General features: G+C 70.1%; 6 protein-coding genes. 5 read left to right on the top strand and 1 reads right to left on the bottom strand.

Annotated elements, in window-relative coordinates; all coding sequences use genetic code 11:
- The first annotated feature begins 210 nt into the window (after window positions 1–210).
- Both R4I43_RS27710 and R4I43_RS27705 read left to right on the top strand, forming a co-directional pair.
- A complete protein-coding gene (locus R4I43_RS27710) occupies window positions 211–2,487 on the top strand; it encodes an oxidoreductase (RefSeq protein WP_324268626.1) in 2,277 nt (758 codons plus the stop codon).
- Window positions 2,488–2,704: 217 nt separating this feature from the next.
- Entirely contained in the window at window positions 2,705–3,571 is an 867-nt protein-coding gene (locus R4I43_RS27705; RefSeq protein WP_324268625.1) for an SGNH/GDSL hydrolase family protein, read from the top strand.
- Here R4I43_RS27705 and R4I43_RS27700 read toward each other — a convergent pair.
- Entirely contained in the window at window positions 3,539–4,753 is a 1,215-nt protein-coding gene (locus R4I43_RS27700) for an ROK family transcriptional regulator (RefSeq protein WP_324268624.1), read from the bottom strand. The two genes, R4I43_RS27705 and R4I43_RS27700, sit on opposite strands and share 33 nt — an antisense overlap.
- 121 nt (window positions 4,754–4,874) lie before the next feature.
- Between R4I43_RS27700 and R4I43_RS27695 the strand changes: the two genes are divergently transcribed.
- The 3 genes from R4I43_RS27695 to R4I43_RS27685 are packed head-to-tail and all read left to right on the top strand — an operon-like array spanning window position 4,875 to window position 7,926.
- A complete protein-coding gene (locus R4I43_RS27695; RefSeq protein WP_324268623.1) occupies window positions 4,875–6,209 on the top strand; it encodes an extracellular solute-binding protein in 1,335 nt (444 codons plus the stop codon).
- The gene (locus tag R4I43_RS27690) at window positions 6,155–7,087 is read left to right on the top strand and encodes a carbohydrate ABC transporter permease (protein WP_324268622.1); all 933 of its coding nucleotides are present in this window, start codon (window positions 6,155–6,157) and stop codon (window positions 7,085–7,087) included. The genes R4I43_RS27695 and R4I43_RS27690 overlap by 55 nt, the downstream gene beginning before the upstream one ends.
- Complete coding sequence (locus R4I43_RS27685; protein ID WP_324268621.1) at window positions 7,087–7,926, top strand: carbohydrate ABC transporter permease; 840 nt, start codon at window positions 7,087–7,089, stop codon at window positions 7,924–7,926. Before R4I43_RS27690 ends, R4I43_RS27685 begins: the two co-directional genes overlap by 1 nt.
- The last annotated feature ends 9 nt before the right edge of the window (window positions 7,927–7,935 follow it).

The following is a 7,935-nucleotide window of genomic DNA, read 5'->3' as shown; positions in this document are numbered from 1 at the left end:
TTCGTCGCTTTCCGTGCGGGGCCTCTTATGTTCCCCCCGCGGCGGCCCCGGCGTGTCGAGTTCGCGACACGCCGGGGCCGTTTCACGTGGAACGGCAGGTCAAATACGCCATCCCGGTGTTTTCTGAGCGGGGGCGAAACCTGGTGCGGTGGTCAGGCGTCCTACTAGGTAGATGATCGACGACGTTTCGCGGGGTTTCGGGGGCGACGGGTGCCTAGCGGCAAGGTGAAGGAGAACGGCAACGGTCCGCTGACCGCGGCCGAGCGGTGCGTGGACGAGCTGCTGCGCAACGGCAGACCGGACACGCCGGAGGGCGATCCGCTCGACGTGCACGCCGAGGACCACGAGGCGGACCAGGAGATCCGCGGCGAGTTCCTGTCGCGGCGGCTGATCGAATCGCCGGACGAGGCGAGCTGGCGCCCGTTCTCCCGGCGGGCCCGGCAGCAACCGGTGATCCTCATCCAGGACGCGGTGATCAGCGGCTGCCTCAACCTGCGCGCCGCCGAACTGCCCTACCTGCTGGAGTTCGTCCGCTGCCGCTTCCTCGAAGCGCCCGACGTCCGGCAGGCCTCGATGGCCGGTCTGGTGCTGCGGGACTGCCTGCTCCCCGGCATGCAGGCGCGGAACCTGCGCACCACCAGCGACACGCACCTGCTGCACTGCACCAGCCGCGGCGGGGTCATCGACCTCGCCGACGCCGAGCTCGGCGGATCGCTGCTGCTCAACGACAGCGACCTGAACAACCCCGGCCACCGGGCGATCTACGCCGACCGGTTGACCGTGGCAGGGGCGATGCTGGGCATGCGGATCAGCGTCGCGGGCGAGATCCGCATCCCCGGCGCCAAGATCGGCGGCAACCTCACGCTCGCCGGTGCCTCGCTGCGCAACCGGGGGCGGTTGGCGCTCAACGCCAACGGGATACAGCTCGGCGGCTCGCTGCGCTGCGACGTCGACCCGAACACCGGCAAGTCCTTCACGGTGGCCGGGCTGGTGTTCATCCCCAGTGCGAGCATCGCCGGTGACCTGCGGATGCGCGACGCCGTGCTGGAACCCGGCATGAGCCCGCCGCGCCGCGGCGAGTCGCCCTACGACGACCCGACCAGCACGATCATCGCCGACCGCAGCCACGTGCACGGCGACGTCGAGATGGACGAGAACTTCCGCAGCGGCGGGACGATTCGCATGGTCAGCGCGTGCGTCGAAGGCGACCTGCGGCTCTCCGGCGCGCAGATCGACCTGACCTGGGCGCAGTCCGCGCGGGCCGCCGTGGACCGCTCGCTGCGCGCCATCCACATCGACGGCACCGAGATCCGCGGCAACCTCGCCGCCGGCCGGGCGGACGTGTGGGGCGAGTGGCGGATGACCGATGTGCGCGTGCACGGCAGCTTCCAGCTCAACCGGGCGAAGCTGACCGGTGCGCGCACCGACGTGCTGCAGGCGAGCCGGCTGACCGTGGGCAGCAACTTCGACTGCCGGGAAGCCGACATCAGCGGGTCGGTCCAGCTGCAAGGCGCGTCCGTCGGCGCGAACCTCGACATGCGCTCCACCGAGCTCACCAAACCCGCCTGGCACCGGCACAAGCTCGCCTACAAGCCCTCGGTCGACCTGCGCGGCGCGCGGATCGCGCGCGACCTGGTGTGCGCCTCGGGCGTGCGGCCCTTCGTCGCCGAAGGCGAGGTGCAGCTGCGGCGGGCCGAGATCGGCAGGCAGGCCAACTTCTGGGGCGCGCGGCTCGGAGACGGCTTGAGCCGCAACGCCATCAACGGGTTCGGAATGATCGCCCAGGAGCTGACGCTCAGCGTGGACGAGGCGCCGAAGGGCCGGATCCTGCTGCGGCAGGCGCAGTGCGAGCTGCTCGCCGACAACGCGCGGCTGTGGGAGGCCAGCGGCGGCGTCGACATCGACGACTTCAGCTACGACAACTTCACCGACAGCGTCGAGCCCACCGACGTCGCCAAGGTCCAGGAGCGGTTGGCGTGGTTGCGCGCCAACTCCGGCGACAGCTACCAGCCCGGTCCCTACGACCAGCTGGCGAAGGTGTTCAGCGGCAACGGCAACGAGGAGCACGCCGTCACGGTGCTGATCGAGAAGCAGCGCCGCCGCTACAAGTCGATCGCCGCCTCCACCCGCGCGGTGTTCCGGCCGCCGGTGCGGTTGTGGAGCCTGCTGCAGCTGATGACCGTCAGCTACGGCTACCGGCCGCTGCGCGCGCTGATCTGGTTGGTGCTGCTCACGGCCGCGGGCACGACGTGGTTCTCGTTGCACGGCCCGCTGCAGCCGATCAACGAGGAGGACCACCCGCACTGGAGCCCGCTGCTCTACACCGTCGACCAGCTGGTGCCGATCATCAACCTCGGCCACGACGTCATGTGGCGCACTTCGGGGACCTCGCAGTGGATCACCGTCGCGCTCATCGCCGCGGGCTGGATCCTGGCCACCACGGTCGCGGCCGGCATCACCCGAGCGCTGCGCCGAGACGTCCAGTGACCCCGGGTCCTCGACGCCACCTCACCCGACTTAGGTAGGAATTCGAATTTCGCGCGAAGTTCGAGCCCGGGTCGGGGCCCTCGAATTTCGCGCGAAATTGGAAAAGCCCGCCCCTTCGGGGGATTCCTGTCGTCCAGCGGGTGGGTTTTGGGGCGTTGGAGGTGGATCTCGTGCTCAGATCGAGGAGTTGTCGCCTTGATCGGGTCGGGAGGTCTTCGTGGTCGGGTTGCGGATGCGGGTGGTCGCCGGTGCCGGTGTGTTGGCGTTGATGTCCTCAGGTGTTCCGGCAGGAGCGCAGGAGGACGCGTTCGAGTACGTGGCGATGGGCGATTCGGCCGCGGCGGGTCCGCTGGTGCCGAACCCGGACCCGAACCTGCTGTGCTTCCGGTCGACGATGAACTACCCGCAGGTCGCGGCCGCGCGGCTGGGCGCGCAGCTCAAGGACGTGACCTGCTCCGGCGCCGAGACCGAGGACTTCTCGGGCCGCCAGAACGTCGTGCTGCCACCGCAGTACGAGGCGCTGAGCGAGACGACCGACCTGGTCACCGTCACCATCGGCGGGAACGACGTGGACCTGGTGCAGGCGGCGGTGTCGTGCCTGAACGCGTTCCCGGAGCCGGTCGGCTCGTCCTGCGCGGACCGGTACACCGCTGACGGCGACGAGCTGGCCGAGCGCATCGACGAGTTCATCCCGGACTTCGACGCGGCCCTGGACGAGATCGCCGACCGCGCGCCCAACGCCGAGCTCGTGGTGGTCGGCTACGGCACCTACCTGCCGCCGGGCGGCTGCTACCCGCAGGAACCGATGTGGGCCCGCGACGCCGACTACATCCAGTCCAGTGTGGACTCGTTGAGCGCCCGGCTCGGTGAGCGCGCTCGCGCGCACGGCGCGACGTTCGTCGACCTCGGTCCGGTCAGCGAGGGCCACGACGTCTGCCAGCCGCCGGACCAGAAGTACTTCGAGGGCGTCGTCCCCACCTCGTGGGCGGCTCCGCTGCACCCCAACGCCAGCGGCATGACGGCCTTCGGCAACGCCGTCGCCGACGCGGTGTCAGGATCCGAGCAGCGTGTTCAGGCGGGGTGAGTAGGCGTGGTCGAACACCAGTGAGGCCGCGCCGACCGCGGCGGCGTCCTCGCCGATCAGCGCGGTCTCGACGCGCACCGGGCGCACCTGCGGCGCCCACACCTGCGCGGTGATCACCTTCGACACCCGGTTGCGCACCAGCTCGGAGACCTGCCGCAGCGCCGGTCCGCCGAGCACCACGCGATCCACGTCGAGGACGCTGACCACCGACGCGAGCGCCTGGCCGAGGCGGGTCGCGGTCTGCCGCAGCACCTTGCGGGCCGCGGCCTCCCCGGCCACCGCGTCCCGGCACAGCTGGTCGTAGGCGGCGGCGACCGAGGTGGGCGCGGGACGGCCGATGGCCGCGCGCCAGTCGGCGACGATGGAGCGCATCGAGCAGTAGGCCTCCAGGCAGCCGCGCCTGCCGCAGTGGCACTCGCGCGCGCCGCCGCTGTGCACGTGCCCGATCTCGCCGGCGTTGTTGCTGACGCCGCGGTGCACCTGGTCGCCGAGGACGACGCCGATGCCCACGCCGGTCCCCAGGTAGACGTAGACGAACGAGCCGGAGCGCTGCGCGCACCCGGACCAGCGCTCGCCGATGGCGGCGGCGGTGGCGTCGTTGTCCATCACCACCGGCAGCTCGAACCGCTCCTCGACGAGGTCGGCGAGCGGAACCTCGGTCCAGCCCTCGAGGTTGGGCGGGTCGAGGACCTTGCGGTGCGCGGGGTCCAGCGGCCCGGGCACGGCCAGCCCGGCACCGAGGACCCGATCGGGTTCGAGCCCGGAGCGGCGCACCAGCTGCTGCCCGATGCGGGTCAGGGCGGTGGCGACCGAGGCGGGCGTGGCGTCGGCGGGCAGCCGCCGGGTGGCCCGCAACCGGACGCCGCCGGCGAGGTCGACGAGCACTCCGGTGATGCGCTCGGGGTCGAGGTGCAGGCCGACGGCGGAGTAGGCGTCGGGCACGACCTTGAGCAGCACCCGGCGCTTGCCGCCGGTGGAGGGCGCGTGCCCGTTCTCGGTGACCAGCCCGTCGTCCATCAGCGCGCGCACGATGTTGGACATCGTCTGCGCCGTCAGGCCCGTGCGCTGGGCGAGCTCCACGCGGCTGATCTCGCCGTGGCGGCGGATCGTGTCCAGCACGACCGCGCGGTTGAACCCCCCGACTCTGGGCAGGTTTGTCCCTTGCCACGACGCACGGGTCATGCGGTTCTCCTCGCTGAGACCGGGAAGATCATTGACTTCTGCAAACGATTGGACTTATGTTGCCCACGAGTGTGATCCGGATCTCAGGTTAGTCGCAAGCGCCACAGGCCGGAGGAGCCAGATGCGCCGGAGAACCGCGTTAGCCACCACCCTCACCGCTGTCCTGGGCCTTTCCGCCTGCGGCGGCTCCGCCGAGGACCCGAACACGATCACCGTCGCCTACCACCGCTACGGCAACACGCTGCAGGTCGACGCGCTGATGCAGCGCGTCAAGCAGCAGTACGAGCAGTCCCACCCCGGCAAGTTCGTCAAGCTCGACCCGGTGGTCGCGCCGGAGAGCGAGTACCTGTCCAAGCTGCAGCTGCGGATGCGCTCGGAATCCACCGCACCGGACGTGCTCTACGAGGACTCCTTCAACGTCAACTCCGACGTCGAGGCCGGGTACCTGCTGCCGCTGGACGACAGGCTCGCCCGGTGGCCCGACTGGAACGGCTCCTACATCGGCACCACCAAGCAGGCCGGCAAGGCCGCCGACGGCCGGATCTACGGCGTTCCGCTCGACACCGACACCCGCGGCCTCTGGTACAACCGGCAGCTGTTCGCCGAGGCCGGGCTGCCGGCGGAGTGGAAACCGCGCACCTGGGACGACGTGCTCGCCGCCGCCCGCCAGATCAAGCAGAAGCGCCCCGACGTCATCGGCATCGACATGCCGCTGGGCAAGGCCGAGGGCGAGTCGGTGAGCATGCAGACCGTCGAAATGCTGCTCTACGGAACCGAAACCGGCACCCTCTACGACGAGCAGCAGCGCAAGTGGGTCGTGCCCAGCAAGGGCTTCAGCGACGCGATGGGCTTCATCTCCACCGCGGTCGGCGAGAACCTGACGCAGAGCAAACCGCAGATCGCCGACGCCCAGTACGACAAGAACCAGCGCGACCAGCTCGCCCACGAGGGCAAGGTCGCGATCCGGCTCGACGGCAGCTTCGCCTCCGGCAACTGGCAGGACGCGGGCTGGACGGACTGGTCGAAGACCATGTCCGCGACGCCCATGCCCACCCAGCACGGCCAGCCGCCGGGAACCGTGACGCTCTCCGGCGGCTGGACGCTGGCGGTCAGCGCGGTCAGCGACAAGCCCGACGAGTCCTTCGAGTTCATCAAGCAGGCGCTGAGCAAGGACAACGTCGTGCAGTACTCGGCGGCCACCGGGAACCTGCCCGCGCGCGCCGACGCCGCCGCGGACCCCCGGGTGACCGAGGCCAACCCGCTCAACCAGTTCTGGATCGGGCTGCTGGCCAACACCCACTACCGGCCCGCGCTGCCGGAGTACCCGAAGGTCTCCGAGGAGATCCAGAAGTCCGTGCTCGACGTCGTCGCGGGCCGGCCGCCCGCCGAGGTGTCCGACCAGTGGTCGCAGCAGGTCTCGCGGATCGTGGAACCGGCCAACACGCGGGCGGGCTGACGATGACGGCGGTGCGGCGGTGGCTGGCGCCGATGGCGCCCGCCGTGCTGCTGCTCGGGCTGTTCGTGATCGGCCCGATCCTGTGGAGCGGCTACGTCTCGTTCACCGACGCCGCCCTGACCGGCGCTGCGGCGAGCTCACCGGAGTTCGTCGGGCTGGACAACTACCGTCGGATGTTCGCCGATCCGGCGCTGTGGCACGCGATCTGGGCGACCGTGGTGTTCACCGTCGGGTCGGCGGTGATCGGGCAGAACTGCCTGGGGATGTTCATCGCGCTGCTCACCCAGCACCGCAACCGGTGGCTGCGCAACGCCGTCGGCATCGCGGTCGTGTCCGCCTGGGTGCTGCCGGAGCTGGTCGCCGCGTTCGCGATCTACGCGTTCCTCAACGCCGAGGGCACCCTGAACAACCTGCTGGTCGCGCTCGGCCTGGCGGGCGTGGACTGGCTCTACCACGCGCCGATGCTGGCGGTGGTGCTCGGGAACGTCTGGCGCGGAACGGCTTTCTCGATGCTGGTCTACCAGGCCGCGCTGTCCGAGGTGCCCACCGACCTGACCGAGGCCGCCGAGGTCGACGGTGCCGGGCTGCTGCGCCGGTTCTGGCACGTGACGCTGCCGGTGATCCGCCGGACGGTGGCCACCAACCTGATGCTGATCACGCTGCAGACCATCGGTGTGTTCACGCTGATCTACGTGCTCACCGCGGGTGGGCCGAACGCGGCGACCCAGACGCTGCCGCTGCTGATGTACGACTCCGCGTTCGAGTTCGACGAGATCGGCTACGGGGCGACGATCTCCCTGGTGCTGCTGGCGATCGGCGGGCTGTTCGCGGTGCTCTACGCCGCGAGCATCGGCGATCCGGACGAGGACGGGACGTGATGGCCGGAGTCACCCTCGCGCGGCGGCGCTCGGTGTCGGTGGTGGTGCACCTGGTGCTCGCCGTCGTCGCGCTCGCCTTCATCGCACCGCTGCTGTGGCTGGTCACGGCGTCGTTCGACGCCGACGCTCCGCTGTCGGCGCAGCTGCCGGGCGCGTTCACGCTGGACAACTTCGCGCAGGTGCTCAGCTGGGAGACCAGCGTCCGTCCACTGTGGAACGGGCTGCTGATGTGCGGTGGTGCTTCGCTGATCTCGGTGGTCTCGGCGGTGCTGTGCGCCTACCCGCTGTCGCGCTACCAGCTGCGCTTCCGGCGGCCGTTCCTGTACCTCGTGCTGTTCGCCTCCGGCCTGCCGATGACGGCCGTGATGGTGCCGGTCTACAGCATGTTCGTGCAGGTGGAGCTGGTGGATTCGATGTTCGGCACCACGCTGTTCCTGGCCGCGACCTCGCTGCCGATCGCGATCTGGATGACGAAGAACTTCATGGACGGCGTCCCGATCAGCCTCGAAGAGGCCGCGTGGGTCGACGGTGCCTCGGCGATGCAGGCGCTGCGCTCGGTGGTGCTGCCGCTGATCGTGCCCGGCACGGGCGTGGTCGCGATCTTCACCTTCATCAACGCGTGGGGGAACTTCTTCGTCCCCTTCGTCCTGCTGCTGGACCCGGCGAAACAACCGGCTTCGGTGGGCATCTTCGCGTTCTTCGGCCAGGGCGGCCTGATCGCCTACGGGCAGCTGGCCGCGTACTCGATCCTGTACACGACCCCGGTCATCGCCCTCTACCTGGTCGTTTCCCGCTACCTCGGCGGGGCCTTCAACCTCGCCGGAGCCATCAAGAACTAGCCGGGAGGC

Origin of the sequence: Saccharopolyspora mangrovi (assembly GCF_035320975.1) — a bacterium.
In the GTDB taxonomy this organism is placed as follows: Bacteria; Actinomycetota; Actinomycetes; order Mycobacteriales; family Pseudonocardiaceae; genus Saccharopolyspora; species Saccharopolyspora mangrovi.
The sequence above is the reverse complement of the archived record's forward strand: the minus strand, read 5'-3'. Positions and strand labels throughout refer to the sequence as shown.